This is a genomic window from Tumidithrix helvetica PCC 7403, assembly GCF_965232925.1.
Classification (GTDB): domain Bacteria; phylum Cyanobacteriota; class Cyanobacteriia; order Pseudanabaenales; family Pseudanabaenaceae; genus Tumidithrix; species Tumidithrix helvetica.
Map to the genome: position 1 here is coordinate 119607 of NZ_CBDDRA010000012.1, position 26988 is coordinate 146594.

Annotated in this window: 33 protein-coding genes and 1 riboswitch; of the genes, 10 read left to right on the plus strand and 23 right to left on the minus strand. The window is 45.9% G+C overall.

What is annotated here, in order from left to right; genetic code table 11:
- Positions 1 to 26: 26 nt before the first annotated feature.
- The 3 genes from ACP2WE_RS12920 to ACP2WE_RS12930 all read left to right on the plus strand — a co-directional run bounded on the left by ACP2WE_RS12920 (position 27) and on the right by ACP2WE_RS12930 (position 2179).
- A complete protein-coding gene (locus ACP2WE_RS12920; RefSeq protein ID WP_425215966.1) occupies positions 27 to 701 on the plus strand; it encodes a glutathione S-transferase in 675 nt (224 codons plus the stop codon).
- Between the two features lie 15 nt (positions 702 to 716).
- The gene (locus tag ACP2WE_RS12925) at positions 717 to 884 is read left to right on the plus strand and encodes a hypothetical protein (RefSeq protein ID WP_425215967.1); all 168 of its coding nucleotides are present in this window, start codon (positions 717 to 719) and stop codon (positions 882 to 884) included.
- 68 nt (positions 885 to 952) lie between these two features.
- Positions 953 to 2179 carry an MFS transporter gene (locus ACP2WE_RS12930; RefSeq protein ID WP_425215968.1) on the plus strand — a complete coding sequence of 409 codons (1227 nt, stop codon included), beginning with the start codon at positions 953 to 955 and terminating at the stop codon, positions 2177 to 2179.
- 132 nt (positions 2180 to 2311) lie between these two features.
- On the opposite strand, the gene ACP2WE_RS12935 is transcribed toward ACP2WE_RS12930, so the two are convergent.
- The 10 genes from ACP2WE_RS12935 to thiC form a co-directional block, all read right to left on the minus strand.
- Positions 2312 to 2998, minus strand: coding sequence for a TMEM175 family protein (locus ACP2WE_RS12935; protein WP_425215969.1), 687 nt, complete (start codon positions 2996 to 2998; stop codon positions 2312 to 2314).
- Positions 2999 to 3102: 104 nt separating this feature from the next.
- Positions 3103 to 3615 carry a hypothetical protein gene (locus ACP2WE_RS12940; RefSeq protein ID WP_425215970.1) on the minus strand — a complete coding sequence of 171 codons (513 nt, stop codon included), beginning with the start codon at positions 3613 to 3615 and terminating at the stop codon, positions 3103 to 3105.
- A 53-nt stretch (positions 3616 to 3668) separates the two neighbouring features.
- On the minus strand, positions 3669 to 4178 hold the full coding sequence (locus tag ACP2WE_RS12945; protein WP_425215971.1) for a hypothetical protein: 510 nt from the start codon (positions 4176 to 4178) through the stop codon (positions 3669 to 3671).
- A gap of 32 nt (positions 4179 to 4210) precedes the next feature.
- Positions 4211 to 4648 (minus strand): hypothetical protein, encoded by a 438-nt coding sequence (locus ACP2WE_RS12950; protein ID WP_425215972.1) that lies wholly within the window; start codon positions 4646 to 4648, stop codon positions 4211 to 4213.
- Positions 4649 to 4657: 9 nt separating this feature from the next.
- The gene (locus tag ACP2WE_RS12955; protein ID WP_425215973.1) at positions 4658 to 5032 is read right to left on the minus strand and encodes a phage holin family protein; all 375 of its coding nucleotides are present in this window, start codon (positions 5030 to 5032) and stop codon (positions 4658 to 4660) included.
- 25 nt (positions 5033 to 5057) lie between these two features.
- Positions 5058 to 5237, minus strand: coding sequence for a YqaE/Pmp3 family membrane protein (locus ACP2WE_RS12960; RefSeq protein WP_330485721.1), 180 nt, complete (start codon positions 5235 to 5237; stop codon positions 5058 to 5060).
- A 33-nt stretch (positions 5238 to 5270) separates the two neighbouring features.
- Positions 5271 to 6035: a histidine kinase gene (locus tag ACP2WE_RS12965; RefSeq protein ID WP_425215974.1), complete on the minus strand. Its 765-nt coding sequence runs from the start codon at positions 6033 to 6035 to the stop codon at positions 5271 to 5273.
- Between the two features lie 141 nt (positions 6036 to 6176).
- The gene (locus ACP2WE_RS12970; RefSeq protein ID WP_425215975.1) at positions 6177 to 7073 is read right to left on the minus strand and encodes a ferritin-like domain-containing protein; all 897 of its coding nucleotides are present in this window, start codon (positions 7071 to 7073) and stop codon (positions 6177 to 6179) included.
- A gap of 18 nt (positions 7074 to 7091) precedes the next feature.
- Positions 7092 to 7832, minus strand: coding sequence for a ferritin-like domain-containing protein (locus tag ACP2WE_RS12975; protein WP_425215976.1), 741 nt, complete (start codon positions 7830 to 7832; stop codon positions 7092 to 7094).
- Positions 7833 to 8157: 325 nt separating this feature from the next.
- On the minus strand, positions 8158 to 9540 hold the full coding sequence (gene thiC, locus ACP2WE_RS12980; RefSeq protein WP_425215977.1) for a phosphomethylpyrimidine synthase ThiC: 1383 nt from the start codon (positions 9538 to 9540) through the stop codon (positions 8158 to 8160).
- Positions 9541 to 9552: 12 nt separating this feature from the next.
- Positions 9553 to 9651, minus strand: a riboswitch (TPP riboswitch).
- A gap of 123 nt (positions 9652 to 9774) precedes the next feature.
- Here thiC and ACP2WE_RS12985 point away from each other — a divergent pair.
- Complete coding sequence (locus tag ACP2WE_RS12985) at positions 9775 to 10239, plus strand: surface-adhesin E family protein (RefSeq protein ID WP_425215978.1); 465 nt, start codon at positions 9775 to 9777, stop codon at positions 10237 to 10239.
- Positions 10240 to 10378: 139 nt separating this feature from the next.
- On the opposite strand, the gene ACP2WE_RS12990 is transcribed toward ACP2WE_RS12985, so the two are convergent.
- The 6 genes from ACP2WE_RS12990 to prfB all read right to left on the minus strand — a co-directional run bounded on the left by ACP2WE_RS12990 (position 10379) and on the right by prfB (position 14754).
- Positions 10379 to 10798 carry a DUF2996 domain-containing protein gene (locus ACP2WE_RS12990; protein ID WP_425215979.1) on the minus strand — a complete coding sequence of 140 codons (420 nt, stop codon included), beginning with the start codon at positions 10796 to 10798 and terminating at the stop codon, positions 10379 to 10381.
- A gap of 132 nt (positions 10799 to 10930) precedes the next feature.
- The gene (locus ACP2WE_RS12995; protein ID WP_425215980.1) at positions 10931 to 11278 is read right to left on the minus strand and encodes an NAD(P)H-quinone oxidoreductase subunit M; all 348 of its coding nucleotides are present in this window, start codon (positions 11276 to 11278) and stop codon (positions 10931 to 10933) included.
- 91 nt (positions 11279 to 11369) lie between these two features.
- A complete protein-coding gene (locus ACP2WE_RS13000) occupies positions 11370 to 11900 on the minus strand; it encodes a thioredoxin family protein (protein WP_425215981.1) in 531 nt (176 codons plus the stop codon).
- Positions 11901 to 11973: 73 nt separating this feature from the next.
- Positions 11974 to 12894 carry a branched-chain amino acid transaminase gene (locus ACP2WE_RS13005; RefSeq protein ID WP_425215982.1) on the minus strand — a complete coding sequence of 307 codons (921 nt, stop codon included), beginning with the start codon at positions 12892 to 12894 and terminating at the stop codon, positions 11974 to 11976.
- 120 nt (positions 12895 to 13014) lie between these two features.
- Positions 13015 to 13590, minus strand: a complete 576-nt coding sequence (locus tag ACP2WE_RS13010; RefSeq protein WP_425215983.1) for a DUF4168 domain-containing protein — start codon at positions 13588 to 13590, stop codon at positions 13015 to 13017.
- Between the two features lie 56 nt (positions 13591 to 13646).
- Positions 13647 to 14754 (minus strand): peptide chain release factor 2 gene (gene prfB / locus ACP2WE_RS13015; RefSeq protein ID WP_425215984.1). Its coding sequence is split into 2 segments (ribosomal slippage): positions 13647 to 14681 and positions 14683 to 14754, totalling 1107 coding nucleotides; the frame shifts between segments, so codons are not numbered across the junction.
- 499 nt (positions 14755 to 15253) lie between these two features.
- On the opposite strand from prfB, the gene ACP2WE_RS13020 reads away from it, so the two are divergent.
- From ACP2WE_RS13020 to ACP2WE_RS13030, 3 genes are all read left to right on the plus strand, one after another.
- Positions 15254 to 15652 carry an FHA domain-containing protein gene (locus ACP2WE_RS13020; RefSeq protein WP_425215985.1) on the plus strand — a complete coding sequence of 133 codons (399 nt, stop codon included), beginning with the start codon at positions 15254 to 15256 and terminating at the stop codon, positions 15650 to 15652.
- A 45-nt stretch (positions 15653 to 15697) separates the two neighbouring features.
- The gene (locus ACP2WE_RS13025) at positions 15698 to 16255 is read left to right on the plus strand and encodes a glutathione S-transferase family protein (protein ID WP_425215986.1); all 558 of its coding nucleotides are present in this window, start codon (positions 15698 to 15700) and stop codon (positions 16253 to 16255) included.
- A 108-nt stretch (positions 16256 to 16363) separates the two neighbouring features.
- The gene (locus ACP2WE_RS13030) at positions 16364 to 16684 is read left to right on the plus strand and encodes a DUF1825 family protein (RefSeq protein ID WP_330482998.1); all 321 of its coding nucleotides are present in this window, start codon (positions 16364 to 16366) and stop codon (positions 16682 to 16684) included.
- A gap of 9 nt (positions 16685 to 16693) precedes the next feature.
- Here ACP2WE_RS13030 and ACP2WE_RS13035 read toward each other — a convergent pair whose 3' ends face one another.
- The 6 genes from ACP2WE_RS13035 to ACP2WE_RS13060 all read right to left on the minus strand — a co-directional run bounded on the left by ACP2WE_RS13035 (position 16694) and on the right by ACP2WE_RS13060 (position 22082).
- A complete protein-coding gene (locus ACP2WE_RS13035; RefSeq protein ID WP_425215987.1) occupies positions 16694 to 17428 on the minus strand; it encodes a ComF family protein in 735 nt (244 codons plus the stop codon).
- A 55-nt stretch (positions 17429 to 17483) separates the two neighbouring features.
- Positions 17484 to 18089 carry a DUF3611 family protein gene (locus tag ACP2WE_RS13040; RefSeq protein WP_425215988.1) on the minus strand — a complete coding sequence of 202 codons (606 nt, stop codon included), beginning with the start codon at positions 18087 to 18089 and terminating at the stop codon, positions 17484 to 17486.
- Between the two features lie 6 nt (positions 18090 to 18095).
- Entirely contained in the window at positions 18096 to 18743 is a 648-nt protein-coding gene (locus ACP2WE_RS13045; protein WP_425215989.1) for a Mo-dependent nitrogenase C-terminal domain-containing protein, read from the minus strand.
- 114 nt (positions 18744 to 18857) lie between these two features.
- Positions 18858 to 19868 (minus strand): M48 family metallopeptidase, encoded by a 1011-nt coding sequence (locus ACP2WE_RS13050; RefSeq protein WP_425215990.1) that lies wholly within the window; start codon positions 19866 to 19868, stop codon positions 18858 to 18860.
- A gap of 44 nt (positions 19869 to 19912) precedes the next feature.
- On the minus strand, positions 19913 to 21256 hold the full coding sequence (locus ACP2WE_RS13055) for an FAD-dependent oxidoreductase (RefSeq protein ID WP_425215991.1): 1344 nt from the start codon (positions 21254 to 21256) through the stop codon (positions 19913 to 19915).
- Positions 21257 to 21344: 88 nt separating this feature from the next.
- Positions 21345 to 22082 carry a M48 family metallopeptidase gene (locus ACP2WE_RS13060; protein ID WP_425215992.1) on the minus strand — a complete coding sequence of 246 codons (738 nt, stop codon included), beginning with the start codon at positions 22080 to 22082 and terminating at the stop codon, positions 21345 to 21347.
- A gap of 139 nt (positions 22083 to 22221) precedes the next feature.
- Here ACP2WE_RS13060 and ACP2WE_RS13065 point away from each other — a divergent pair, with 139 nt between their 5' ends.
- From ACP2WE_RS13065 to ACP2WE_RS13075, 3 genes are all read left to right on the plus strand, one after another.
- On the plus strand, positions 22222 to 22812 hold the full coding sequence (locus tag ACP2WE_RS13065; protein ID WP_425215993.1) for a TetR/AcrR family transcriptional regulator: 591 nt from the start codon (positions 22222 to 22224) through the stop codon (positions 22810 to 22812).
- A gap of 86 nt (positions 22813 to 22898) precedes the next feature.
- Complete coding sequence (locus ACP2WE_RS13070; protein WP_425215994.1) at positions 22899 to 23327, plus strand: acyl-CoA thioesterase; 429 nt, start codon at positions 22899 to 22901, stop codon at positions 23325 to 23327.
- Positions 23328 to 23460: 133 nt separating this feature from the next.
- Positions 23461 to 25098, plus strand: coding sequence for a protein kinase domain-containing protein (locus tag ACP2WE_RS13075; protein WP_425215995.1), 1638 nt, complete (start codon positions 23461 to 23463; stop codon positions 25096 to 25098).
- A 241-nt stretch (positions 25099 to 25339) separates the two neighbouring features.
- Here the strand turns inward: ACP2WE_RS13075 and ACP2WE_RS13080 are convergent, their stop codons facing one another.
- Positions 25340 to 26974: an alpha-D-glucose phosphate-specific phosphoglucomutase gene (locus tag ACP2WE_RS13080; RefSeq protein ID WP_425215996.1), complete on the minus strand. Its 1635-nt coding sequence runs from the start codon at positions 26972 to 26974 to the stop codon at positions 25340 to 25342.
- Positions 26975 to 26988: the final 14 nt, after the last annotated feature.

Sequence of the window (26988 nt, forward strand, 5' to 3'; positions counted from 1 at the left end):
GCAAAAACTTATAAGGAAGGAACCTAATGATAATCGTCCACCACTTAAACAATTCCCGTTCTCAGCGCGTGCTTTGGCTTCTAGAAGAACTCAAATTAGAATACGAAATCAAGTGCTACGAGCGCGACCCCAAAACTATGCTAGCACCAGCATCACTGCGTCAAGTGCATCCGCTTGGTAAGTCGCCAGTGATTACTGACGACGGACTAACCTTGGCAGAATCTGGAGCAATTATCGAATACCTCGTTGAACGCTACGGCAACGGACAGCTTATTCCTGCGCCACGTACCCCAGAACGGTTGCGTTACACCTACTGGCTCCATTACGCCGAAGGCTCAGCAATGCCACCGTTACTACTCAAACTTGTTTTCGACCAAATTGAGAAGCAGTCAATGCCTTTTTTTATACGTCCGATTGCCAGAGCGATCGCTGGTCGTGTCAAAAGCTCGTTTATTGAACCTCAAATTACACTACACCTAGATTTCCTAGAGGCAGAGATGGGAAAAACTGAATGGTTTGCGGGTAACGAATTTACTGCCGCTGATATCCAGATGAGTTTCCCGCTAGAGGCGGCAGCGGCGAGGGGTGGACTAAATACGAGTCGTCCTAGGCTGATGTCTTTTCTGGATCGCATTCATCAACGTCCAGCATATCAACAGGCGCTTCAGCGCGGCGGTTTATACGAGTTTGTGAGATTCTAATTATGAAAATTACCTATGAATTTATCTCCAGGAAATTCTAATCCTTTGACCTATACTGCATTGGATGATTCTGGAATCGGTGTTAATGGAGCAGCGATCGCGTTGTGGATGATTTTCCTTTGGGCGATTAGTTTAGGGCTTCTATCCCTAGCTTGTTGGCAACTGTCAATGGCGAACCGATGATTGAGGAATCTTTTGACAACTCTGCCCTAAGCACCTCTTTAGTTGAAAGCATCAAACCAAGAGTCTCCATGCGCAATAGCCTTCGATCTTCCACGATCGATGGAGGTCTGGCGGCAGTCTTTAACAGCGTGACTGGTGGCGTTTTACTCAACAAATTTCTACTAGACCTTGGCGCTAATCCAGTGGAAATTGGTATGTTGTCTTCCGTGCCGATGCTGGCAAATCTTTTGCAACCCCTAGGAGCCCTGCTATCCAATCGCACCCATAGCCGTTGTTTCTATGGGCTGTGGATATTTCTACCTGCACGATTATTGTGGCTGTTGCTGCTTTTAGGCATTATTTTTGACGCCGATCGCCCTAGGCAACTGGTGTACTTGACCCTAGCGTTAATATTTAGCTCCAATATTCTTGGGGCGTTAGGCAGTGCATCATGGATGACTTGGCTTGCTGCCCTAGTACCCGCGCAATTACGGGGGCGCTACTATAGCGTTCGCTATCTTGTGAGTAATTTGGCTAGTCTACTCTGCTTACCGATCGCAAGTTTGGTAGTGTCGGAATGGAAAGAAGGAGAGATTGCAGGCTATGGCATTGTCTTGGGTGTTGGCATTGTGGCAGGGATAGTGAGCTTGGGCTGCCAGCAATTTATGGTGGATATCAATCCGCAGGAATGCCAACAGGAGAACCCTTCCCTATACAAGGATCTATCCGCTCTTTTTGGCGATCGCAACCTCGCGATCTTTCTGCTTTACGCTGCCCTATGGGGATTTGCCCTCAATCTCAGCGCTCCGTTTTTTAATCTTTATATGCTGGATGATTTGGGCTTAGAGGTAACTTGGGTCACTTTGTTTAATACCCTCTACATTGGCGCAAATATGGTGATGCTATTGGTCTGGGGACGACTGAGCGATCGCTTAGGCAACCGTCCCCTATTGCTATGTGCGGGAATTGCGATCGCTGCCACACCTCTATTCTGGCTGCTCACCAATACTGCGCCCTTGCAGGCACATTTATTTATCTATCTGGCTTTGTTCCATATCGTTTGGGGAGGAACTTGGAGCGCGATCGATCTCTGTAGCAATAATATCCAGATCGATATTGCACCGATGCAGTATCGGGCGACTTTTTTTGCAATTGCCGCAGCGAGCGCAGGAGTTAGCGGCGCTTTAGGCACAACCGCTGGTAGTTTCCTCGCTCAGTTCGCGCACTACGAAGGCTTGTGGGGTGTATTCTTTCTGTCTGCGATCGCCCGCGCGATCGCACTTATCCCGCTATTATTTGTGAAGGAGACAAGATAGACAACAGACGAATTCTCGCACCTTTTTTCTAGCGCAAATTCAAGAGAAATTGGTATGACTTCTCGAAGGGTAGGGTGGGGATGGTTGGAAGGTATGGCATTTCAGGTTTTCATCTCCCAAACTGATGGTTCCCTAGGCATGGGGATAGTGAGAACGATGGAAAATTGCGGTCATTCTACTCGCGCCAAATGCTGTGCTTAAGCCATATAGCAACAATCCCGCAGGAATGCTCACAAAAGAAACACCAATGCCAAGACCGCAGACCAGAGGAATCGCTAGGAAAGTTTTTTGAACTGACCGCACGATCCTGCGATCTAGTTCGGAATCGATGAGGCGATTTTGGCTAGACATATATTCCCAGTGCAAGTACTGAATTAAGCCTGTAATGAATAAATTTACCCCATAGACGATCGTGGCAGAATGATATTGCAGATTTTCTCCCAAGAGCGCTGTAGAAAAAGGAATCAAGGCAACAAACATCAAAAATAGAAGATTAAGCAGAATATGGTTGCGATCGGATCGTTTGACATAATGCGCCATCATTTGATGCCCAAACCACAGCAATCCTAAAATAATAAAGCTCAAAAAATAAGCAAAGATCTTAGGACTAAGCGCAATTAACGCCTCGGTCAGTTTCAGATCGGAATCGGCATGGGGGGATTTGATCTCTAGTGCTAACAGCGTTAACACGATCGCAAAAGCCCCGTCAATAAGAGCTTCAACCCGCCGATTGCTGATATCGTCATCGACATATTCATAAGGAAACGTATTACGGGAACCTCTGAGCGAATTCATAATCCGAAGGATAAAGGGACGCATGTGAGCCTAATGTTATTTGTTCAGTAGCGGCAGTTCATGATTATCCCTACGATTCTGGGCAAAAAAAGAATCTCCGATCTGTAATTTAGGAACGAAATATATCGCTACTTCTTTGCTGATGTAGCAGCTTGTTCCCAAGCATCTCGCACCGCATGTTTGGCTTTTTCCCAATGTATGCGCGTATCGCCGTGAGTGTTCTCATAATCGCGCCTTAGTTCGGGTTCGAGATCGTTGTAGCTTCGACCCGTATGAGCATAGTGAGCGTAACCTTCATAACCAATGCGATAGCCAGGTTGGTAGTCTTCATATTGCAAAGTTGGGTCAGCATAGGGACGAGTGGCGTAATTTTCGCGCCAATGATTATCTTCAAATGTAGGATTCACCCCTTCAGCCGTCTCTTTACCTGCCAATCCCCCAATCACCGAACCTACCAAGGCTCCCACGACTGCTCCGACCGGTCCACCGACTACGCCACCGACTACGGTTGCGATCGTGCCCGCTCCTGCGGCTCCCACTCCCGTCCCTAGGGGATGGGCTCCCGGTTCACCAGAAATGGGATCGCGATTTGCATCATTCCGATCGGCTTCAACTTCAACCATATCTTGATTACTATTCATCTTGATTTTCCTCTAAAGTGTTTGGTATGAGATGGAAGGGACTGTAAGATAAGTTATTTCTTACCGATCCACTTTGCCGCGATCGCTCCCAAAGCAGCACCAACGATAGGATTGCTAAGAAACATAACTAGAGCAGGTCGATCCGCCAGTACATCATGAAAAATGTCAGGGTGAGCGTGATAGGCAAAACTAGCTAACTTGCTCACATCTTCAGCTTTCATCCGATTGGGATCGTGGGTAGTCAGATCCAATTGTTTTTCTAGATCCCGATCGCTTAGCCCCCTCTTCTTCAGGTTGTTTAAAAACTCCTTTGCAACATTTTTCTGTTCGTTGGGCTTGATTTGAGCGATCGCTTTTTGCAACTCAGGTTCCATTTGTGCGGTTGGAATGCGATCGTGGTTGAAGAAGTTGCTGAAGAGGCTTCGCCGTTCTTCGCGTGAAGATCTTTGGGCAAAGTCATCAAAGCTCTGATACTGTTCGCCATCATCTGATAGGGGCTCTTTATCGCCCCCTGCCAAATCCTTCATCACTTGGCGTTTGTACTCATCACTAGTATTCGGCATATTCTCTCTTGGTTTTTCTAATAGTCAATCTCTCAGCTAGGCTGCTGATATTCAATTTGCTTTGACTGGGTATCGTAATGAGCGGTGAGAATCAACTGTTTATCTGGTGCATAGACTAAAACCGTAAAGTCGCGATCGGGAAAGTTATGGCGAAAGCCCTGAGTTAAGGATTTTGCCAGAGTCTTTACATCGCTGGGTAAAACCTTAGGTGAAATCACAACTCCCAATTTGTTGTTGTCACGCACATAGACATCTTTAATTAAGCCTTGGCTAGTTTTAATTACCCAATCGCCAAAGTTCTGTCCTTGGGCAGAGTTGCCCCTAGCTAACTGTTCATACTCTGCAGGTTGATTTGTGGCGATCGAACGAACGGATTGAGTTGTACTCGCTCCACAGGCAGTCGTAAAAATTAGGATAAAAGCTAGAGCGAATGCAGAGAAGAGCTTACGAGCATTTTGAGGGAAGTTCATTGTTCATTCCTAAGATTTAGTAGAATTAGATTTTTCTGTTCCTCTTTCGGCAAAGTATTTGTTTAAGAAAGTACTGGCAAAAGATAGGATAACGGGAGCAAGGATGAATGCCAAAAGCCCATTCATACTGAACCCAGGCACGAGAATTGAAGCTAGCCACAGACAAAATCCATTGATCACTAAAGAGAAAGCACCCAAAGTTAAAAAAGTGAGAGGAAGCGACAAAACCGAAAGCACGGGTCTAATCGAAGAGTTAACTAGTCCAATCACGATCGCTGCCAACATCGCTGAGGGAAAGTTGGCAATGTCTACGCCTGGCACAATAATGTCAACCACAAGTAGACTTAAGGCAGTTGCCAAAATGGTAAAAAAGTATCCGAGCATATTTTTCTCCTAATAAATTTCGTAGTTAGTTATTTGTCGTTTGTTCTTGATGCTTAGTAATCGCCCACACAGCATGGATGCTTCCAGGTACCCAACCTAATAAGGTCAGCCCAATGTTGATTAACAAGGCGCTACTGAACCCATAGGACAGAAAAACGCCCACGGGAGGCACAACAATTCCCAAAATAATTTGAAGTATTTTCATCGTTAATTTCCTAAGTAATTTCCGTGACCTTAATCAGCGCTTAGCTTTTCTACCCTGCCAAAGGGCTTGAAGCGTCGCTTTTAATTGCTCTTTCACCTCGTGCTCTTTGCGAGCAATTACCGTACCCAGATCGCCCAGATCGCTCTCAAGTTCTGATTGCTTTTGCTGTAAGGGTAAAGTTTCACTCGCTTCTGCTTCGGTTTTGGTCTTTTGATACCAAGTTTTGGCATTTTCCCATTGGTGTTTGACTTCACCGTAGCGATCGCCATAACGAGCTAGTAGCTTCTCATCCAAGCTTTCCAATTGGGATTTGAGCTTGAGATATTGTTGCTGAAACTTGACTGAATCATGGTTTTCTCTCACGGTGCTAACCGCTTGACCAACTGCCGACTTCATCGAGTCCTCAGGTGCGTTGGCATCGATATTAATCAGGACAATCCCAACTTCTCGATCCAATTGTTTTTGTTGCTCATCAATCTGAGCTTGAATTTCTTGTAATTTTGCGCGTTGCCGATCGATTTCTTGCTGTCTTTGATGAATACCTCCCTCGATCGCTCCTTGAATAGAGGCTGTTATTTCTTCAGTGTCATGCTGTCCTCTTCCTTTCAAATCGGCAATCATGGCAGAAACTGCATCTTTGACAATCAGACCAATCTCCCCTGTACCTTCTTTTAATTCCGAGATCGTTTGAGAAACTGCATCTCTGACAATTTCTCGAATGTTGTCAACTCTCAGTTTCCCCTTTCCCTTTGCCTGTTCAAGGTTGGTATTGATTTTTTGTCCAATTGGTTCAGACATGGTTTGTATATCCAAATTTTTTGTGGAGTATGAATTAGCTCGGGTCTAGGATACATTCGCACTGGTGCGAATGTATCCTAGGAGAGGAATGTGCTACTTTCGTTTTTTGTAACACATCCCTTGATTGAATCCCAACAGGATTTACCATAGCCCCTGAACAGGTGCAGGTTGACCGCTTGGAGTCTCCGATGGACTGGGAACCGTTGACGATGGTTGCGTGGTTAAAATTGGATTAACCAATGCCATGACTTCCTCTTTGGTTGCATATCCGTCAAATGCCTCAGAACTGAAGGGAATAGGGGAATCACCACGATTTTCGTTGTAAATTACCTCACTGGCATCTCTAATCCAAGGACGCACATCGTTACCCAGTAACGTTTGTCTCAAGAAGCGGATACCTGCGGCATGGCGAGCTTCCACCGAATGAATCTCTAAGGCTGCAGCCAGCACCGTTTTACCTGATTCACCTGCCATCAGTAAATTTTGTACCTGTCCTTTGTAAGCAGCGACTCCTAGATCCTCAACATATTGTCCTGCAAGCAGGAGGTCAGCAGGATTGGCAAAGGGGTCGCGATTTAAAATAGCACTGTAATTTGGATTGGCTGGAATGGCGATCTCATCAGGGTTACCTCCTAGTGAGCGCAACACAGATGAGAGGTCAGTAACATGTTGCATTTCATCCTCACCATAGGAAGCCAGCAATGCTTTTGCGACATCAGGAACTCCTGTTAGAGAACCACTTTGCGTCGCGGTAATGGCGTGACGATAAAAATCAGCTTCCAGCTTTTCTAAGGTCAGGGCATATTCCACTACCTGCTGGGGTGTGAGGATATCGCTCTGAGTTGTACTTTGAGCGTAGGCAGAAACAGTTGGAGCAAAGGCTAAGGAGAGCAGAAAAATTAACACGGCATATTTCGCAGAAGCTAGGATACTGTGAAAAGTTTGGCTCAATCGGCTGAGTAGATTGCTAAAGAAGTGGTGATAAGGCAAGAAAGTTATTCCTGTTGGTTGCGCGATCGCGTTAAAAAAGAGTTTCATAGTTCAAGATCTCCTTGGTTAAGCGACTAACGAACCGTTAATCGAGTTGTTCAATATTCCGAATGAGCTAACCACAGAGACGATCTGCTTCGGCGTGTACAACTCGTCGTAAGCACGACCTTTAAATGGATTCAGATTTGTTTGCAGGTCAGCATTTCTGATCGGACGTTCGTTGTCTGATTCGGTAGTGGGTCGTCCCAAAAGGGCTCTCATTCCTGCGGCATGACGAGCTTCGACAGAAACAATAGAACCTGCTGCCAGAATATAGGTTGGGTTGGTCAAGCTTGGTCCTGCACCGTTATAGGCATGGATGCCCAAGTCTTCTAACGTAACTGCTGTATTTAAGATTTTGTTGCGATCGCTGAGTAGCATACTTAGTCCCTGACGGTTGAAACTCAGATCGCTAGTTTGAAACGTGGCATTATTTCCTAAGACACCGCGTAGGAACTTAACATGGGCGGCTTCATGGTTGCCCAATGCACTCAAATAATCGAGTTCTTTGGCATCAGTGATTTGGTTACTCTTAATTACGGCTGGATAAAATGCTGCCTCCAGTTCCTCTAATAACAGAGCAAAGTTGAGAATGCCAAAATCATCCGCGTTAAAAGTCAGCATCTTCATACTGCTTCCGGGTTGAGCCATTAATGCTTGAGGAACTCCTGTCAGCATTGCTGTGCCCAAACTAACAAGTCCCCACTTCATCAAAGTACGACGTGAAGCAAGAGAACTTTTTCTCAAAAGTAAGTCTGGAAAAGTCATAGTGGTTATCCCTGTAAATGTTATCCAAACATTCTTGTGGTTTTGAGATGATTTCTAAAATCTCAAAGTGTTTGTAACTTTAGAGAATGACATGCCTATGATTGAAATCGTGTAACAGTAAATGTGTGAATAGTCATGACTGTATACTTTGTCCAAATACTTTTCAAATCTTAATCCTTGTAGAACATGGAAAGATGTATAGGCTTAATTCAGAACTTTGAGCGAACTCTGAATCAATTTTATCCCAAATATAAAGCCCCTCTTCCAAAGTAAGAAGAGGGGCTTTATTAAGACGATAGACCGATCTCAAACGGGAAAGAATGAATTATGCTTGCGCGACAGGTTCCCTAGCAAGGAACTTCTCTAGCTCCGTGAGAGCATCCGCATCTACCTTGGTCTGCATTGGACAGAATTTAGGCCCACACATAGAACAAAACTCAGCGGTTTTGTAAATGTCGGCAGGCAGGGATTCGTCGTGATATTCCTTCGCCCGTTCTGGATCGAGAGATAGCTCAAACTGACGATTCCAGTCAAAGTTATAACGAGCGCGGGAAAGTTCGTCATCGCGATCGCGTGCGCCAGGGCGATGACGGGCAATATCCGCAGCATGGGCGGCAATTTTATAAGCAATCAAGCCGTTACGCACATCTTCAGCATTGGGAAGTCCTAAATGTTCTTTAGGTGTGACGTAGCAAAGCATTGCCGTACCATACCAACCTGCCATCGCTGCCCCGATCGCACTGGTGATGTGATCGTAGCCTGGAGCAATGTCTGTAACCAGAGGTCCTAGCACGTAAAAAGGAGCTTCAGAGCATTCTTCCATTTGCTTGCGCACGTTAAATTCAATCTGATCCATCGGTACGTGACCGGGACCTTCAACCATGACTTGAATATCATGTTCCCACGCGCGACGAGTCAGCTTACCGAGGGTTTTGAGTTCGGCTAACTGCGCCTCATCCGAGGCATCGTGCGTGCAGCCAGGACGCAGAGAATCTCCTAAGCTGAACGACACATCATAGCGCTTAAAGATTTCGATAATGTCACCAAAGTGGGTGTAGAGAGGATTTTGCTTGTGGTGATGCAACATCCATCGCGCCAGAATACCGCCACCACGGGAAACAATGCCTGTAAGCCGATTTCTGACGAGAGGCAAATGCTCGATCAAAATGCCAGCATGGATAGTCTGATAGTCAACCCCTTGCTGTGCTTGCTTTTCAATGATGTGCAAGAAATCCTCTGGAGCAAGATTCTCGATATTGCCGTGGACGCTTTCTAAAGCTTGGTAGATGGGTACTGTACCGATGGGCACGGGCGAAGCATTGATGATTGCAGTACGAATTTCGTCAAGATTGCCGCCACCTGTGGACAAGTCCATCACGGTGTCCGCACCATACTTCACGGCTAGATTTAGCTTTGCGACTTCTTCACTTAAGTCTGAGACATTGGGCGATGCCCCGATATTGGCATTGACTTTGCACTTAGAAGCAATCCCGATCGTCATCGGCTCTAAGTTGGTATGGTTTTTATTGGCTGGAATAATCGCCCGACCTCTGGCGACCTCTGAACGTATCAGTTCAACGGGCAAATTTTCTCGCCAAGCCACATAGTACATTTCTTCTGTGATGTCTCCTTGACGAGCACAGTGCATTTGAGTGCCACGATATGCCCCACGACGAGTTGGAGCAGAATGATTGCTTGATCCAGTCATAAAATTTAGAATTTCCTTAATTGTTTGCTTTCCTACGCCGGTGTGAGCCGAATCAGGTTCTAAGGATGTTTTCTCAGCCTGGTGATTACCCAGACACTCCTAGCGTTCAGCGTATGATAACACTCAGGTTATCTAAGTTGGGGCAACTTTTCACAAGTCTTCAGGTTTATCACTTTCTGCTGCTACAATCCACTGCCATATTTACCTGCAAATTCTTTGCGAGGAGAGGTAGTAATGAAAGCATTGCATTGCTTTGGAATGGTGCTGTTGGGATTGGTTGTACCATCGGTAGCGATCGCTGAGGAGTTGACTCCTAATCCCAGCCATAAGCAGTCACCAACCTCAGTGCCCCAACTAGTTTTGGTAACGCAAACCAAAGCAGGGATCGATCAGTATGTTGATGTTGCCTCGATTAAAATCCAAGGGGAAACCACAACCTATGCAGTCTATACCCGATTTAATACCAACGAAGTTCAAGGTCTAGCCTTGGTGAAAGCCCATTTAGTCGGAAACTGTGAAACAGGCGAAGTAAGCACGCAAGGAGTTGTTGCTTACGATTACAACCGCAAGGAAATTATTAATCGCTCTTTTCCACCCAATAAGCTCGTAACGCAGGTGTCTCCAGACTCGGCAGAGGCATCTGCTTTGATTCTCGCTTGTTCGTATCAGACCCATCGTCCTGCACAATCTAGGAATTGATGACAAATCCATGCTTTTGAGTTCTGCTCCGCTCAGCACCCGTAGGTTGAGCGGAGGTCAGAGAGCGAAGATCGGGGAGCGAAGTCGAAATGAGTCGAAGCCTACGCTCTTATACTCTTCATTCCTAGTGGCTATATTCCTAATTGGGTGCTAGCCACTTTTGGGCATTTAATCTTTGCATGACACCAAAGACCAGTAAATCTAGCGTTGCCTTACGCTCATCAATCAGAAATGGCTCAATCGTGCTCGGTGATAGGCCACCATCGGCACAGGAAAAAGCTTTTTGAGCGCTGATATCTTGCTTAGAAAAATAAACCGTAAATTGGCGATAGTTTTGGTTCCACCGTCCTTGCACTTGCGAATTTTCAAACTTGAGCTGTAAATCCGCAATTCCTGCCTTCTGAAAGGACTTGGCTAAGGCAGGTAGATAGTGCTCGTTAATGAACTGCTCGAAGGGCAATTCTTCAACGGTTGGCTCTTTGACCTTTTCAACCTTAGCTTTTGCAGGAGCTTTCGCAGGAGGCTGCGCTGGCACTTTTGGGGTAGCTTCTTCTGACATAGAAAAAATGATGGGATTGTGGGTTTTGAATTGATGCGTTGAAGACTGAGGTAAAGAGTTTACCGCTGAGGTGGCTAAACTATATTCCAAGTTCCGAATTCTAAATTCCGAGTCTGAATGCTGAGGAAGTTATTATCCCTCTGCTTCGGTGGAAATAATTTGCGGCAAGCCCATGCTGTAATTGAGGGCGCGGTGATTGAGGTTATAGGTAAGTTCGCCATTTTGCAAAAGCGATCGGACAAAATGCTCTAGATCGGAGCCAATGCGACGCAGATTATATTCGGTGAGATCTGCGCCTTTATAGTTTTCAACCAAGGCATCAAACTTACTATTTACCTTTTTAATTGCCCCATCTGTCCAGTTCAACTCATTTTCAGGGTCAATGTCTAGGGTTAGGGTATTTTCGCTGTCGATTAACTCATTGTTTTCGACGGTGGCAGCGTAGATTTGAATATGGCGTGTGGTTGACTTGATTGGCATATGAGGTTATCAGTTATCGGTTATCTGTTATCGGTTGTATAGCAAGCATTCCGCAAGTTAGAATTCCCTGCTATCGATCGCCTTGACTGCCTTAGGATATCCACTTGACGGAACAACCGAGAGCTGGCTCCATCTCTTTGGCGTAAGGCTTGCTTTGAAGTACAAGGTCGATCGCTTCTCGTAAATCTTGCCGAGTTACAGCACTGGCATCACGATAATTATCATCGATTTGTCCTCGATAGCGCAGAATACCTTGCCGATCGAGCACAAAGGGTTCAGGCGTACAGATTGCACCAAAGGCTTGGGCAACATCTTGGGTGCGATCGCGTAGATAGGGGAAATTTAGTCCCCAGTCCTGAGCGTAGATTTTCATTTTGTCAAAACTATCTTCGGGATATTTTTGTTCGTCGTTGGCATTGACGCCAATGAGCGTAACTCCCTTAGCTTGATAGTCATTTTGCACGGCAATTAGCCGCTCTAGATAAGCTTTGACATAGGGACAATGGTTGCACATGAAAACAACCACGATCGCAGAATAGGTTTCTAAACAGCGCCCCAAATGAACGACGTCGCCTGTTGTACTAGGTAACTCAAAGTCAGGGGCGTAGGCATTGATTTCCATGTCTGTTTGGCTTTGTTTACTAAAAGCTATTCTACCTCTTGGTGCTTCCGCAATTTAGTCCCCCCAAGATCTCTTATACCTTGGTCAACCAATGACTATACTGGGGCAACAGTCCATGAATTGCCTTGCTATAAAGGTCTCGCAGTTTGGTAGAAATTGTGCCAACCTCACCATCGCCCACAGGTCGATTATCAAAGCTAGTAATGGGTGCAAGTTCCGTTGCGGTTCCGACAAAAAATGCCTCATCGGCAACATAAAGCTCGGTGCGATCGATCGGGCGCGAAACAATTGACAATCCAAGTTCTTGTTGGGCTAGCTGAATAATTGTGTCGCGAGTAATGCCTTCGAGAATATTTTCGGTAATTGAGCTAGTAATTAGTTGATTATCTCGCACTAAAAACAAATTCATGGCACTGCCCTCAGCGACATGACCTTCGTTGGTGAGCACAACAACATCGTCAAACCCTGACAAGTATCCATCCGTCTTTGCCAGAGCTGTATTGACATAAGCCCCATTTACCTTAGCTCTTGCAGGAATGGCATTATCATCCAGTCTGCGCCAAGAAGAAACCCCCACCTTGAGTCCTTTACTGGTGTCTAGATAGCCATCCATCGGCACGGAAAACAAGCAAAAGTCATCCTTCGTATTTTCAACGGTGAGAATCGGCCCAATACGCAGGTCGGCTTTATAAACAATTGGACGAATATAGGTTGGACCTTGGCATTGGTTACGACGAATTAAGTCAATGGTCAAATTGCCCATTGTTTCAGCGTCAATCGGCGATCGCAACCGCAAAATTCGACAGCTTTGCAATAACCGCTTGTAATGCTCCACCATGCGAAACACTGACATCTGACCAGTTTCAGGAAGCCAATAGGCTTTAATGCCCTCAAATACTGCTGTGCCATACAAAAAACCGTGAGTTCGGATATTAATGGTGGCATCGTCTAGGGATACAAACTCCCCACGCAGATAGGCATACTGATCGGACATTGTTAAACCTCATGATGATAACGATCTATCTAATCAATCATAAATTAACCACCGAGATTTAGGTGAGAGTTTCAAGCGATTCCTTGCAATTCTTCGTTGTAATTCTTTATGGATTAAATATTACCGATAGCCCCTTAATTGCAATATTCGCGCCTGAATGCGTCCTTGCAGGGAGGGATCTTGCTGTTGGGTCACGGTCAGTTGATTAAACTCGCGGTTGTTGCTAAATCCATGCCTACGGATTTCTTGTTCAGAAAAATCAATTAACTCCTGACACAGGCTTTGAATGTCTGCGGGTTGCTCAGATTGGTTGAGGCTACAAACGTCTACACCTTTCCTATTAGCGGTTTGTGCGATCGTTGACCACCCTGGAGAGTTTTTAGCTCGGCGTAGGATTTCTTCACGTTTCTTTTCGATCTTATTAACCGCCTCCGAATATCGATTAATTTGCTCTTCGGTAAATTGAGTCTGTGCTAGCAGAGTTTGAGATTCTACCTGAGCAAATGCTGAGGAGAGATCTAAGCGCAATACCGACTCTGCCATCACACCCATTCCTAAAATCAGTAGAGAACTCAAGATGGATCTGCCTAATAGACACGCTAGGCGATTTTGCCCTAGCGAGAGACGAGCCAAATTGGTGAGCTTATCGTTCGAATCTTGATGGTTTAAATCTTGGGGTAAGTGCCAGTTAGTCATAATTTGGTTTCGGAGAATATCAAAACAATGGACGTACTACAACTTCCCTATAGACTTTAAACAGGTTGATTTTGTTGCCGTAAGTAAGATTGAATAAATGGATCGAGTTCGCCATTCATCACATCTTGAATGCTGGTCGTTTCTACACCCGTGCGCAAATCCTTCACCATTTGGTAGGGATGAAACACATAGTTACGAATTTGATTGCCCCAAGCAGCCTCGACCATATCCCCGCGAATATCCGCAATCTTTTGAGCGTGTTGCTCTTGCGCAATAATCGACAACTTCGCTTTCAGAATTTGCATCGCTTTTTCTTTGTTTTGCAACTGCGATCGCTCTTGAGTACAACGCACAGAAATCCCTGTAGGCAGGTGGGTAATGCGCACCGCTGTTTCTACCTTGTTGACATTTTGCCCGCCCTTACCGCCCGAACGCGTCGTCGTAATTTCTAACTCTTTGGGATCGATATCAAGTTGGACATCTTCATCGAGTAAAGGCATTACCTCCACACCTGCAAAACTGGTCTGACGCTTATCATTCGCGTTAAATGGCGAAATTCTTACCAGTCGATGCGTGCCTTTTTCAGCGATCAGATAGCCATACGCATATCGCCCGTGGACGAGTAAGGTTACAGATTTTATCCCTGCTTCTTCACCCTCTGATATGTCAGAAATCTCGACTTGGTAACCCCTAGACTCACAAAAACGCGTGTACATGCGCAGCAACATCTCTGTCCAGTCTTGAGCATCAGTACCACCTGCCCCAGCATTGATGGTTAATACGGCATCTTTTTGGTCGTAGGTTCCTGACAAAAGTTGCTCGATATCCCAGCGATCCAGTTCATCGGTCAGTTTTGCAATATCTTGGCTAGCTTCTGTAAGGAGCGCGGGATCGGTTTCTAGTTCAAGCAATTCCGCGATCGCGGCTAAATTTTCGACCGTAGCTTTCCAGCTATGAATTTTCTCTAGATTTGACTTGAGCGCGTCAAGCTCCTGCATCTTGGTTTGGGCATGGGCAGCATCGTTCCAAAATTCAGGCTGAGCCGCTGTTTGCTCTAGGTCATCGATCTTGGCAGTTAAAGCAGGCAGGTCAAAGATAGTCCTGGGCTTTACCCAGGCGTTGCGACAAAATTTGCAGTTGACGTTTTATTTCAGTAATGTCCATTTGACAGATTCCTATACTTTCCCGATCTTCTACTTATAGAACTTACACTAAGGAAGGGTTCTCGATCTCAGATATTTTGGCAACTTTTGCGATCGATTCTAGTCTCTAGGATTAAAGAAAGGCTCGACTGACATTACCTTCATGAAAATTCGCAGACATACTCACACAAATTGCTTAAATATCTTGACTCAAGCAGAGAAATTTAGAAGTTTGTTGTAAAACATGGGGTTAAGTTGCGTTTGTAGGGTAAAGTAATGCGAGACTTAATGAAGATAAATTCCACAGGTAATGTCTAACAGTTTGATTAGAATTGCTTTTAGTTGGGATAATATAGGCTTGATATTTTGCCTTTGTTAAGTTAAGACATTTGCACTATGAAAACTAATGCGATGTCTGGTTTGCTATTCATGATTAAATTGACCTCACCATAGTTAAGGTAAAGTGGCATGATTGATTATGGAAGCCTGTTCGTCAAAATCAATCTTTTCTCGATGGTCTAATGAGTGAGACAAACGTTAGTCATGCTCTGTTAATTTCAGATGCTAGGGGTAGCAGAAAGCTATTACTAGACGGGTTAAAGTACACGATTGGACGGGATGTTAACAACAACATTCAGTTGTACTCTCGGTTTGTTTCCCGTCAGCATGCAATATTACTGAGAGTACCTGGGACTGAGCACGGGCGCTATCTCTATCGTATTGTTGATGGAGACTTGTCTGGTAAACCTAGTGTGAATGGTGTGATTATTAATAACCATACAAAGGTTTCGTCTTACGAACTTTGTGATGGTGACACAATTACATTGGCACCAAACGTACAACTAACTTATTTGATGGACGTGGTTACAGGGGCAAAAGAATCTGCCAAGACAGCATCTTCAGAGCATACAGGTGCTTGATCGCTGTGTTTGACGATCGCAAGTTCTAGATTACATGAGGAAAATATGCTAAAACTCTTCGGTGGTAAGCGGAGCCGTGCTTCGATTGTGCAGTGGTACTTAGAAGAAATTCAAGTTCCCTACGATTTCGAGATGCTAGATATGCAGGCTGGAGATCATCTTAAGCCAGAGTTTTTGGTAATTAACCCCATGGGGAAAGTTCCTGCGATCGCAGATGAAAGCTTTAACTTATGGGAATCTGGCGCAATTTTGCTCTACTTGGCAGAAAAATACGGGCATCTTACCGATTCCTTAGAGCAACGGGCGATCGCGACGCAGTGGGTGATGTTTGCCAACTCCACCTTGAGTACGGGGCTCTTTACTGAAGCCGTAAGAGAAAAAGAAATGCCCCGCTTGCTAGGAGCCTTGAGTCAAATCTTGGCGGAGAAACCCTTTTTAGGTGGCGATGCATTAACCGTAGCAGATATAGCGGTGGGTGCGGTGCTTGCCTATGCACCGATGATGCTAAACATTACCTTCAACGACTATCCTGTGGTAGCGGCTTACGTGCAACGCCTATCTGAACGTCCCGCTTTTCAAAAAGCGATCTTGGGAAAAGCTTAGGGCAAAACTTTAGTAAAACTTTAGTAGGGATATCACCACTCATCAGAGAGAGGCAGTTACCTGATTGGGGCGGTAAAATGATGCAAGTAAGATAGCCAAGCAATAAACATGGGATTTTTTGACTCGGAAATAGTGCAACATGAAGCCCGTAACCTGTTTCAAGACTATCAGTCTCTGATGGAACTTGGAGGTGACTATGGCAAGTTCGATCGCGAGGGGAAAAAACTCTTCATTGAAAAAATGGAAGAGATGATGGATCGCTACCGTATTTTTATGAAGCGGTTTGAGTTATCTGATGACTTTATGGCACAGATGACGATGAAACAACTACAAACCCAGTTGGGTAATTTTGGTGTTACACCCCAGCAAATGTTCGATCAGATGAACGTGACCCTTGAACGCATGAAGGCTGAACTGGAAAAGCCTTAATCTTTTTCCTTAATCTTTTCCTAGGTATAACTTTGGTCTAGCTAGGACGATCGCGCTATTCACTTCGATCTTGGCTCTAGCTAGGGTGGCGATCGCTTCTCGAATCGTCGTACCCGACGTGTAAATATCGTCTAGCAAAATCACAGCCTGTTTGAGTCGAACCGAGTCAGGAACCGCAAAGGCTTTCGCTAAATTTTCTAAGCGTTCTTGTTTGCTTTTGGTTTCGATCTGGGGCTTGGTTGATTTCACCCGTTGCAGAAGTTGTGGCATACAGGGCAGTTTGGTGACTTGACAAAAACTACGGGCTAAAATTTCCGCCTGATTAAAGCCTCTCGTTTTCAACTTTTCAGCATGCATGGGAATGGGGATCACTGTAGGCTTAGTTCCCCGAGTATTTGAGCTTTTTAGCCACGCTTCCCCGATCTTTTCGCCCAAAACTTCCGCAATTTCAGGATGATGCTCGTATTTGCAAGCAGCGATCGCCCGTTTTAATGCGCCATCATATACGCCCCAACTAAATAGCGGCACAGAAAGATTGCGATCGGGAGGCAGTTGCAGGGAATCTTTAAAGCGACAGGCCGTAATTTGGCGATCGCAATCAACACAAATAATCGAGGCGGAAGAACGCCCGCATAGAGGGCAGTTGGACTGCAAAAATACATCCAACAGTTTGCCCAGACGCACAACAAAGCTCCTTATACCAATTTCTCTTGAATTTGAGACAACGCGGGTTTTGGTTTCCACGCAGAGCGCGATCTTTTCAAAAAGTGAGGCAACGTATCATTTTTTGAAAATGGTATTATTCGCGGCTCGATTTACCCGTAACCCGATTGAGCAGCCACAACGAAGTGACCAAACCCGCAAAGTGCGCCAAGATAATATTCGTATTTGCCTGTACTACGAGCAGATCGATCGATTGCACGGGAACAACCATCAACACACCCACACCTGGCTGTTGCTGCTGTGATTTAGCTGTGAGCCATCCCACGATCGTAAATGCCCCAATTAGGGTGATCAGCATACCCACAAGGCTAATTACGATCCCAATCTTGAGCAGGCGAATGGTCTGGACTCGATTGGGGCGATCGGGCGATCGCAACTTTTTAGATAGTTGCGTGTAACGAAAATTCCAATAGATGCTGATGCCAACAATGGCAAGCCCTACCCAAGCAAAGCCCAAGCCCGGCAGCGTACCTGGGTTAACATTTGTAGGGGCTGGGGTGTTGACAGCACCACTAATGGCACGCGTACCGACAAATACCAATAGGACGATGGCGGCAATTACGCCCAAAACCACCTGCGACCAAAAGCCCACCCAGCCCCAAGTCCGAAAGGCAAGGATCACTTTTAAAACATTGGGTGATGGCGAGTCGTTATCTACTGACCCTTTTAGATCTTTCGTCATAAAGGGTTAATAGAAACTAGAGATATCTTCACCTTTATCGGCAAGGTAACTAAGCGATCGAAAACGCAGTCCAACCAGTTGATCATAAAGCGGGTTAATCTTGCACATCGCGGGAATATGCATGATTTTACGACCAAATAGGGACACATCTCGCTCGAAAGGACATTGAGCAGGAATAACCTTACAGATAAATCTCGCTAAACTGTTATCGTGGACTTCCATGCGATCGAGCCACTCTTTAATCGGTTCGAGTAAGTCTGGATGCTGTTCTTCGTGATGAGACGAAGCTTCTAATTTCCCCCTTAGTTCTAACAGAGGTTTAATCTCCTGTTTGAGAGCTACACAAAATTGCTGAATGGTTGCATCTTCTGTATCCGTATAATGCCCATCCGCAAGAGCCATCATTACAGCGGTGCGTAGAAAATTTTGTGCGATTTGAACATCTTCGCCCAAAGCCGTTGCTAATTCTTCGGGGCTAATGGGTTCAAAAATGCCTTGCTCTGTCGTTAGTCCTAAGTCGGGACTATGACTGATCTCATCGAATAGACTACGCTCTTGCTCGCTGTAATCATTATCAGCCATAGCAATGCTGATTAGGCCTCTCAGCCAAGCAGAGATTTGAGTTTGCGTGTAAGACACTTGATTTGTCGTCATGGCTCAATAGTTGAACGCAATGGTCGCTAAACTGACATCATCATAAATCCAAACTTGACGAAATCTTGCAGAACTTCAGCGTTAATCCGTATAGAAGATAACTTTTTTAAGGATCTATTGTCGCTTGAGGCGATTGATTTGGTCTTGGAGTTCTTCAATTTGGCGACGCAGTGCCTCGGCTTCGTCCTTTGTTTTTGGGTCTTGCTTGGTATCGGCTTTAGGTTCTTGCTTGCCCTTGGGTTCCTCAGGCGTGACATCGACCGCACCCGTTGCGCCAGAACGCTTGTAGTTACCCAGTCGAATCTGGCGATATTCCTCAGAGCCAGCCCAGTCGCGAATGTAATGCACGCGTTCGACGGGGAAGGGATGGCTGAGCATAGAGCCAGAGCCGTACCCGTTATAGAGCAAAAATTTGTAAATTTGGTTGAGGTTATCTTTATCCAACTCCTGGTAATCTTCGGACTGACGAATAAACTCTGGCAAGCTCATCTCATGGGCAAAGGCATGACTTCCGCCAGACAATTTCATCATGGTCTGAAGTACGGTATCGACATCATCTGTAACCAATAATGCCGCTCGATCTGAGGAGAGTTCGGCTTTGCGTCGCCACTCAAAGAAAGCATAGATTAATCCAGAACTCACAATGCCCCCTAGGCCAAAGGTCATTTCGCTAATGGCTGAGACGACACTCATCGCCCACATTGCCATTTGAATTAGCGTTGTATGTCCGCATTTGATATGCCCCAACTCATGGGCAAGCACAGCGCGAATTTCAGCTTCGCTGAGTAGGTCTAATAATCCCGAGTTGACTACGATGTAAGGGTTATCTTTTCCCAGGGCGTAGCTGTTAGCACTGGGATTTTGCGACACAAATAGCGCTGGTTCGGGATAAACATCTAGGTCGCTGACGCTTTCTCTAAATAAACGGTGGATGGTGGCATATTGACGGGGTCCAACTTGGATACAGTTGCCTGTGTTGTAAATCAGTTGGGGACGTTCGTAGAGAAACTCTACAAATTTACTAGCAAGTAGATCGAACCCTGGCACGCTGCGTAATGCCTGTTCTGCTTGACGATCTAATGGATGTCTAAATGCTTCGCTAGAAATTCCTGTGTATCGGGGCATAGTGCTACCTTTGATTCGTCTCTACTATTTTAGCTAGAGAGCGATCAGAGGTTAAAGTCACGGCGAAAGGTAAACCATTTTGCTAACAGGAATTGCTTCCCTTTATCGCTGGCAGATTTCTGTTCTGCAAATTTGGCGGCGGTGGTGCTTACGATCCCAGAGGAAATATCGGCTAGTTGGGCAAGTTGATGGATTTTGAGCTTGGTGTGTATGGCGATCGCGACGGTTTCGATTAATTCTCCAGCACAGTCACCGACAAGGCTAGCTCCGACAATCTCGCCATTCTGGCGGCAAAGCAACTTACAAAAGCCTAGATCGTCATAGTGATGCCGCAGCACATAAAGATTTTTGCCATACCGCAGCCTTGCATCCACCTCGGTCATACCCAGATGGGCAAGCTGTGGAAGCGTTTTTGATAAAATCGGCGCGAATGCAGGTTGGGCAGTCGGCGTAAGCGTCCAGAACAGGCTGTGCCTGAGAATTTTGGCAATGTCAGCACTGGTATAACAGGCATAGATACGGGAATTACTGGTTTGAGCTTTGGCGTTGACCGCGATCGCTTCTCCCTGCAATTTCACCTTGGCGGCTTCAAGGTTGAGTCGTAAAGGATCTGAGAAGAAAGGCATCAAAACGCGATCGCATTCAAAAGTGCGTTCCCCTACCCAGACTCTCTGGCGAGAAGTTCCCTGCCCGTTTTGTTCGCTCGTCATTTCTAAGGGAGAAATCGCCGTAACACGGGTGGAAGTGTAAATTTCAATGCCGTCCACCTCTAGTTTGGCTTGCAGCAACCTGACTGCCTCCACATCGACATCGGGCAAAATATGGCTGCTGTCGCAGAGTAGCGTTACCGTGACACCCAGATGGCTTAAGATTTGGGCGATCGTGCAGCTATATAGATCTCCACCCACGATCGCGAGCGACTCAGGTAGACGATCCAATTGAAACAGGGTCTCGTAGGTTAAATAGTTACTCTGTTCTAGCCCGATAATTTTGCGCGTTGCCACAGGGGGATCGGTCACGATCGCATAGGTACGCGATCGCAGTTGTCTTTTACCCACAGCGTAAGTACGCGCATTCACAAACTGCCCACTGCCAACGATCGCATCGACCCCCAAAGCCCGTAGGGCTTCCAATTCTGATTGGGGCGCAAGAATGGCAAGTACTTGACGTAAAAATGCGGCAAATGAAACCTCTCCTGCGATCACATCTTTTTTCCAACCTGCGCTACTTTTACGCATCTGGATGGCGATCTGCTGCAAGCGAGACTGACTTAAGGCATCTGGCTCAGTCACCAATGCTACTCTTGCTTTAAGCTTTGCGGCTCGATGAGCCAACTCCAAGGCATTTGCCCCATTCCCGACGATAGCTAGATCGTAGTCAACTGCCATGCGCTAAATTCTGATTCCTGTGTAACATGTAGGATCCTACACCCCATGGCTCAGCTTGTAACTAGCAGAAACAGCGTGGAAAACTCGATTAGACCCAAGCAGGAATTACCTGCCATGCCTGATTGAGCGAGCGATCGAGCTTCAGGTAATTGGGTTCGTACTTGCTCACCAAAGCCCAAAACTTGGCAGAGTGGTTCATGTGGACTGTGTGACAAAGCTCGTGAATAAACACGTAGTTCACGGCATCAGGCTCTAAAAACAAGAGTTTAAAGTTGAGGCTAATATTTTTAGAACTCGAACAACTTGCCCAAAGCGTCTTTTGCCCCCGCACCGAAGTTTGGCGATAGGGTAACCGTGCGGCAACGCTGACTTTGCGCAGCCAAGGGATCAGTTCTTTTTGGGCTTTGCGGTTGAGCCATTGTCGAAGTAAGGCTTTACCCGCTTCAATATTCTCTACATTGCCTGTAACAATTAGTTTTTGCCCTTTCTGTTCTTTGGCAGTAATAAATTTTGAGCTAGCTGGTGAATATTCCACCTGCCATGTTTCCGCGATCGCACCGAGATAGATCGTCTCAGGCAGGAGATCGGGAGACTGAGCTGCCAGATATTCTCGTTTTCGATTGACCTGTTGGAGGGCTTTGTCGATCCAAGTCCGCTTTTGCACCAAAAACTCTAGAATGCGTCTACGATCGAAGTTTTCAGGCACGACGACCTCCAAGCCTTTATCCACAGAGACAGATAACCGCATGTGCTTTGCCTTGGGGCTGACTCTAAGTTGATATTCAGGCAGATCCGTCAAGTTTGCAGGTAGCTTTGGCGTAACCATAAAATACATTAGAAATTGTAAGGCGGCGGACAACAAACATTGCCCAAAACTGAGTATGCCATAGGTTTCTAGATTTTGATGTAGCGTAGTTTTATGCTAATCTAAAACAGACCGATTGGTCTTTTGCCTATAAATACGCATGAATAAAGCTCAGGAAACTAGAGAGAGAATTCTCAAGCAAGCAGCGGACTTGTTTAACCAATATGGGTATGCAGGTTCCTCTATGTCAGATATCATGAGGGTTACAGGCTTACAAAAAGGAGGGATTTACAACCACTTTAAAAGCAAAGAAGAATTGGCATTGCTTGCCTTTGATTATGCGGCGGCATGTCTTGGGAAACGCTTCCTTTCAGCCATTCGAGGCAAACGCCAATCGCTAGACCAACTCAAAGCGATCGCCGCCGAATTTGCCACAATTACCGAATCGCCGCCAGTAATGGGTGGATGTCCCATTCTCAATACGGCGATCGAAAGTGATGACGCGCACCCAGTTTTACGCCACCGCGCCCAAGCAGCCATGGATACTTGGCGATCGCTGATCTGCCGCATTATCGATAAAGGCATCAAGAAGGGCGAAATTCCTCAAAACATTGAAGCCGATGCGATCGCCACCATTATGATTTCCACTCTAGAGGGAGCCGTGATGATGACCAAGCTATATGGGGATTCCCTTCATATGCAGAGAGCGATTAAACATCTAGATGCATATCTGGAAAGCAGCTTAAACTAGCCTTGTAAGGGTCAAAAAATTTTTGAGGGAAAAGACCGATCGGTCTGTGATTTACCAAGATTTATCGGATAGGAGATAATGGAATCATGATACAACTCGTAGAACCGAAACAATTGATAAACGTGGAATTGAAACTCCCCGTACAGCCCTATGACATCGACTTTGCAGGAGTTGTCAGCAATATCGTCTACATTCGCTGGCTTGAGGATCTTCGTATTGCTCTGGTTTCAGCTTGTTTCTCTCTATCAACCATGGTGGAACAGGATATTGCTCCTATTCTTTTAGAAACCTCCATTCAGTACAAGCAACCCGTTGTCCTGTTTGACCTTCCCATTGGTCGCATGTGGATGAGTAAGATGAAATATTTGAGATGGACAGTCAGTGCAGAGATTCACGTCGGTGAGAAATTAGTTGCCACAGCAGAACAGATCGGTTGTTTTATCAATTTATCTAGCCGCAAACCAGTATCAATTCCCAAGGAACTCTCTCAGGCTTTTAGACTCAGGGAACCATGAATTTCTAAGGGATCGCGATCGGAAAATTTGAGAAAATGGGTATAGATAGGTTTACGAATAGCAAAGATCGCAGTTTTCTTCGCTATTTTTCTCTACAATCAGAGTAACCTAACCTTATCTGGGTGCGATCGCCATGGCAGCAAAAGTACTTGACGGACGGTACAAACTGATCAAAACATTGGGAGTAGGGGGATTTGGGCAAACATTTATTGCCCGCGATATGCGTCGCCCTGGCACCCCTCCCTGTGTGGTTAAACAACTCAAACCTGCCAGTGATGACCCTAACTTCATTCGAGAAGCTAGACGATTGTTTAATACAGAGGCTGAAACCCTTGAGAAGCTAGGTAAGCACGATCAAATTCCCCAGCTTTTGGCATATTTTGAAGAGGATCAGCAATTCTATTTGGTGCAAGAGTTTATTGAAGGTAAGTCCCTTTACGATGAAATTAACCCAAAAATTGCCGAAGAAGCATCTGATGATGATAACGATCCTGAGTCGCTGATTAGGATATTGGAATCCAACGAACCGCCCAGAAGCAAGCTGCTGTCTGAGTCAGAGGTTGTTGCCATTCTCAAAGATGTCCTAGATATTTTAGCGTTCGTTCATTCCGAAGGCGTGATCCATCGAGATATTAAGCCTGACAACTTAATTCGTCGCAAAAAAGATGGAAAGATGGTTCTGATTGATTTTGGTGCAGTCAAAGCCTTACAGGAAGGGGGCCCAATAGAAACGAGTAATGGTGAATCGCGATTTACTGTCACCATCGGTACGCCAGGATATATGCCCAACGAACAATGTGCGGGTAGACCGAACTATAGTAGCGATCTCTATGCGCTAGGAATGGTAGCGATTAAAGCCCTGACAGGTTTAAGCCCCACCGATCTGCCCACCGATCCTGCCACAGGTGAACTGGTTTGGCGCAATCAAGCGAGAGTAAACAATGGTTTGGCAATGGTGCTAACGCGGATGGTTCGCTACCAGTATACGCAGAGGTATCAATCGGCAAAGGAAGTGCTGCAAGGACTGACGGCTTTTAGTATTTCTGAAGACACAGTAAGCAAGACACCCACAGCGCTTGTACCCACGACAGGAAAATCATCGAGCAGTTTAACGAACTATAACGAGACTCCTGCACGTCCCCATGCATCAACCTCCACAAAAACCGTATCGAAATCTAACTCGCAGTCTAATTCTGGTTCTGGATTTCTGGTTGTTGGGTTACTGGCAATGGTAGCGATTACAGGGATGTCGATCCCAATTTTTATGCGATCGCAACAAAAGCCTGCAACAGTGCCAACGCCTGTTCCTACAGTGGTTGTAGAAACCACCCCCAATCCTTCACCTAGCACGACCGATCCCTCTGGAAAACCCTCACCCGTGGCAACGACCGTGAGTGGCAATCCCGACCCGAGCAGTCAGGCATTAAATCTGGAGGTTGGGAAAGAAGCGATCGCCAACGGTACGCTCAAAGCAACTTCGACGAACAGCTATCTCGTCAGCGTCAAAGCCGGTCAAAAGCTCAAGGCTGCATTATCAGGTGCAGGTGTGGTGATGACGGTAATGGATGCCAATAATTCACCACTGAGTAATGCTGCGGGAGTGACTTCCTTTGAAGGAAGTCTACCAACGACTGGAGTTTATATGATTCAAATCAAGACGAGTCCAGACGTAACCCAAACCAACTACATTCTCAAGGCAACATTGAGCGAAGATGCAGCTCCACCTACCAACATTCGTCCCATTGAGATTAAGATCGATCCGAAAAAATGACCATTGAGGTTGCAGTATCGCAATTTTGGCCCAAACCCTTACTCCATGTGATTTAGTAAAACGGTTGCAACTTATTGAAGAACCACTGAGATATAGGGGTGAATATAAAGGTATTGCCTTTATATTCACCCCTATAATTCTAGGTTAAGAAAAGAATCTCTTGTGGATCGAATATTGCTATATCACCTTGAGAAGCTTGCTACTCCTTTCAAAAAAGCAGAGAGCTAGGGGTAAGGAGTTATTAAGTAATCACCGTGGGGCGATCGCGTCCCGTAAATTCGCGAATCTGAGCGACTTCCTCAGCAACTGAGATTAAGGATGCTAAGGCGACTTGCGGATCTTGATGGTGCTTAGCCACATTGGGTTCGTAGGACTCTACATACAGTCTTAATGTAGCGCCTTCTGTACCTGTGCCTGATAAACGGAAGACAATGCGAGAACCATCTGTAAAGCCAATGCGAATGCCCTGCTTGTTGCTCGTACTTCCATCCACAGGATCGGTGTAGCTGAAGTCATCGCTAAATAGAACTTCGTATTGCCCAAACTGCTTGCCTTTGAGGCTAGAACCTTTAGCTCTCAGCAGATCCACTAGGGTATTGGCGCGATCGGCATTCACACCTTCATAATCGTGGCGCGAATAGAAGTTGCGTCCGTACATCTGCCAGTGTTCAGTGACAATCTGCTCTACAGACTGCTGGCGTGCTGCCAAGACATTCAACCAGAATAGAACTGCCCACAAGCCATCTTTTTCGCGAACGTGATTAGACCCCGTACCAAAGCTCTCTTCACCGCAGAGCGTAGCTTTGCCAGCATCTAACAAATTGCCAAAGAATTTCCAGCCTGTAGGAGTTTCATAGGCTTCTATGCCTAAGCGAGCGGCAACGCGATCGGCGGCTTGACTGGTAGGCATCGAACGGGCGATGCCTGCTAAGCCAGACTTATAAGCAGGTACGAGATGGGCATTTGCAGCAAGAATCGCCAAGCTATCGCTTGGCGTGACAAAGAACTTACGCCCTAAAATCATGTTGCGATCGCCATCGCCATCAGAAGCTGCACCAAAGTCAGGGGCATTCTCACCAAATAGAATCTCTACCAGTTCGTGAGCATAGACTAAATTAGGATCGGGATGTCCGCCACCAAAATCTTCTAACGGAATGCCGTTGATTACCGAGCCAGCTTTTGCACCGAGACGACCTTCAATCAAAGCATGGGCGTAAGGTCCCGTCACTGCATGCATGGAGTCCACGCACAAACGGAAAGGCAGTTTGGTTAACAGTAACTGAATGCGATCGAAATCAAACAGAGATTCCATTAGCTCGGCATAGTCCGCAACGGCATCAATCACTTTGACAACCATGGAGCCAAGTTGAAAGTCTCCCTGCCGATCGAGATCGATGTCGCTTGCTTCTAAAATTTTGTATTGGCTGATGGTTTTGGTGCGATCGTAAATTGCATCCGTAACTTTTTCGGGTGCAGGACCGCCATTGCCCGTATTGTATTTAATGCCAAAGTCGCCGTCTATACCACCTGGGTTATGGCTAGCAGAGAGAATAATGCCCCCAAATGCTTGGTATTTCCGAATTACACAGGAGGCAGCAGGCGTCGATAAAATTCCACTAGCACCGACGAGGACTCGACCAAACCCGTTCGCGGCTGCCATTTTTAAAATGATTTGGATCGCCTGACGGTTGTAATAGCGACCATCTCCACCTACAACCAAAGTTTGACCTTGAAAGCCTTCTAGGCTGTCAAAGATCGATTGCACAAAATTTTCTAGATAATGAGAGGTCTGGAAGACGGTAACTTTTTTACGCAGTCCAGAGGTACCGGGCTTTTGATCTGTAAATGGTGTTGTCGGTATGGTCTTAATATTCATAGCAATTGTTGATT

Bases quoted from the DNA above. Each gene is read 5' to 3' on its own strand.
- ACP2WE_RS13020 (WP_425215985.1), top strand. From the start codon at position 15,254: ATGAGTGAGACAAACGTTAGTCATGCTCTGTTAATTTCAGATGCTAGG.
- ACP2WE_RS13030 (WP_330482998.1), top strand. From the start codon at position 16,364: ATGGGATTTTTTGACTCGGAAATAGTGCAACATGAAGCCCGTAACCTG.
- ACP2WE_RS13075 (WP_425215995.1), top strand. From the start codon at position 23,461: ATGGCAGCAAAAGTACTTGACGGACGGTACAAACTGATCAAAACATTG.
- ACP2WE_RS12990 (WP_425215979.1), bottom strand. From the start codon at position 10,798: ATGTCAGAAGAAGCTACCCCAAAAGTGCCAGCGCAGCCTCCTGCGAAA.
- ACP2WE_RS12955 (WP_425215973.1), bottom strand. From the start codon at position 5,032: ATGCTCGGATACTTTTTTACCATTTTGGCAACTGCCTTAAGTCTACTT.
- ACP2WE_RS12930 (WP_425215968.1), top strand. From the start codon at position 953: ATGCGCAATAGCCTTCGATCTTCCACGATCGATGGAGGTCTGGCGGCA.
- ACP2WE_RS13040 (WP_425215988.1), bottom strand. From the start codon at position 18,089: ATGACGAAAGATCTAAAAGGGTCAGTAGATAACGACTCGCCATCACCC.
- ACP2WE_RS13050 (WP_425215990.1), bottom strand. From the start codon at position 19,868: ATGCCCCGATACACAGGAATTTCTAGCGAAGCATTTAGACATCCATTA.
- ACP2WE_RS13025 (WP_425215986.1), top strand. From the start codon at position 15,698: ATGCTAAAACTCTTCGGTGGTAAGCGGAGCCGTGCTTCGATTGTGCAG.
- ACP2WE_RS12935 (WP_425215969.1), bottom strand. From the start codon at position 2,998: ATGCGTCCCTTTATCCTTCGGATTATGAATTCGCTCAGAGGTTCCCGT.
- ACP2WE_RS13000 (WP_425215981.1), bottom strand. From the start codon at position 11,900: ATGGAAATCAATGCCTACGCCCCTGACTTTGAGTTACCTAGTACAACA.
- ACP2WE_RS13070 (WP_425215994.1), top strand. From the start codon at position 22,899: ATGATACAACTCGTAGAACCGAAACAATTGATAAACGTGGAATTGAAA.
- ACP2WE_RS12960 (WP_330485721.1), bottom strand. From the start codon at position 5,237: ATGAAAATACTTCAAATTATTTTGGGAATTGTTGTGCCTCCCGTGGGC.
- ACP2WE_RS13010 (WP_425215983.1), bottom strand. From the start codon at position 13,590: ATGACTAACTGGCACTTACCCCAAGATTTAAACCATCAAGATTCGAAC.
- ACP2WE_RS13055 (WP_425215991.1), bottom strand. From the start codon at position 21,256: ATGGCAGTTGACTACGATCTAGCTATCGTCGGGAATGGGGCAAATGCC.
- ACP2WE_RS12920 (WP_425215966.1), top strand. From the start codon at position 27: ATGATAATCGTCCACCACTTAAACAATTCCCGTTCTCAGCGCGTGCTT.
- ACP2WE_RS13060 (WP_425215992.1), bottom strand. From the start codon at position 22,082: ATGGTTACGCCAAAGCTACCTGCAAACTTGACGGATCTGCCTGAATAT.
- ACP2WE_RS13045 (WP_425215989.1), bottom strand. From the start codon at position 18,743: ATGACGACAAATCAAGTGTCTTACACGCAAACTCAAATCTCTGCTTGG.
- ACP2WE_RS13005 (WP_425215982.1), bottom strand. From the start codon at position 12,894: ATGTCCGATCAGTATGCCTATCTGCGTGGGGAGTTTGTATCCCTAGAC.
- ACP2WE_RS12965 (WP_425215974.1), bottom strand. From the start codon at position 6,035: ATGTCTGAACCAATTGGACAAAAAATCAATACCAACCTTGAACAGGCA.
- ACP2WE_RS12940 (WP_425215970.1), bottom strand. From the start codon at position 3,615: ATGAATAGTAATCAAGATATGGTTGAAGTTGAAGCCGATCGGAATGAT.
- ACP2WE_RS12975 (WP_425215976.1), bottom strand. From the start codon at position 7,832: ATGACTTTTCCAGACTTACTTTTGAGAAAAAGTTCTCTTGCTTCACGT.
- ACP2WE_RS12945 (WP_425215971.1), bottom strand. From the start codon at position 4,178: ATGCCGAATACTAGTGATGAGTACAAACGCCAAGTGATGAAGGATTTG.
- thiC (WP_425215977.1), bottom strand. From the start codon at position 9,540: ATGACTGGATCAAGCAATCATTCTGCTCCAACTCGTCGTGGGGCATAT.
- ACP2WE_RS12985 (WP_425215978.1), top strand. From the start codon at position 9,775: ATGAAAGCATTGCATTGCTTTGGAATGGTGCTGTTGGGATTGGTTGTA.
- ACP2WE_RS12995 (WP_425215980.1), bottom strand. From the start codon at position 11,278: ATGCCAATCAAGTCAACCACACGCCATATTCAAATCTACGCTGCCACC.
- ACP2WE_RS12925 (WP_425215967.1), top strand. From the start codon at position 717: ATGAATTTATCTCCAGGAAATTCTAATCCTTTGACCTATACTGCATTG.
- ACP2WE_RS13065 (WP_425215993.1), top strand. From the start codon at position 22,222: ATGAATAAAGCTCAGGAAACTAGAGAGAGAATTCTCAAGCAAGCAGCG.
- ACP2WE_RS12950 (WP_425215972.1), bottom strand. From the start codon at position 4,648: ATGAACTTCCCTCAAAATGCTCGTAAGCTCTTCTCTGCATTCGCTCTA.
- ACP2WE_RS12970 (WP_425215975.1), bottom strand. From the start codon at position 7,073: ATGAAACTCTTTTTTAACGCGATCGCGCAACCAACAGGAATAACTTTC.
- ACP2WE_RS13080 (WP_425215996.1), bottom strand. From the start codon at position 26,974: ATGAATATTAAGACCATACCGACAACACCATTTACAGATCAAAAGCCC.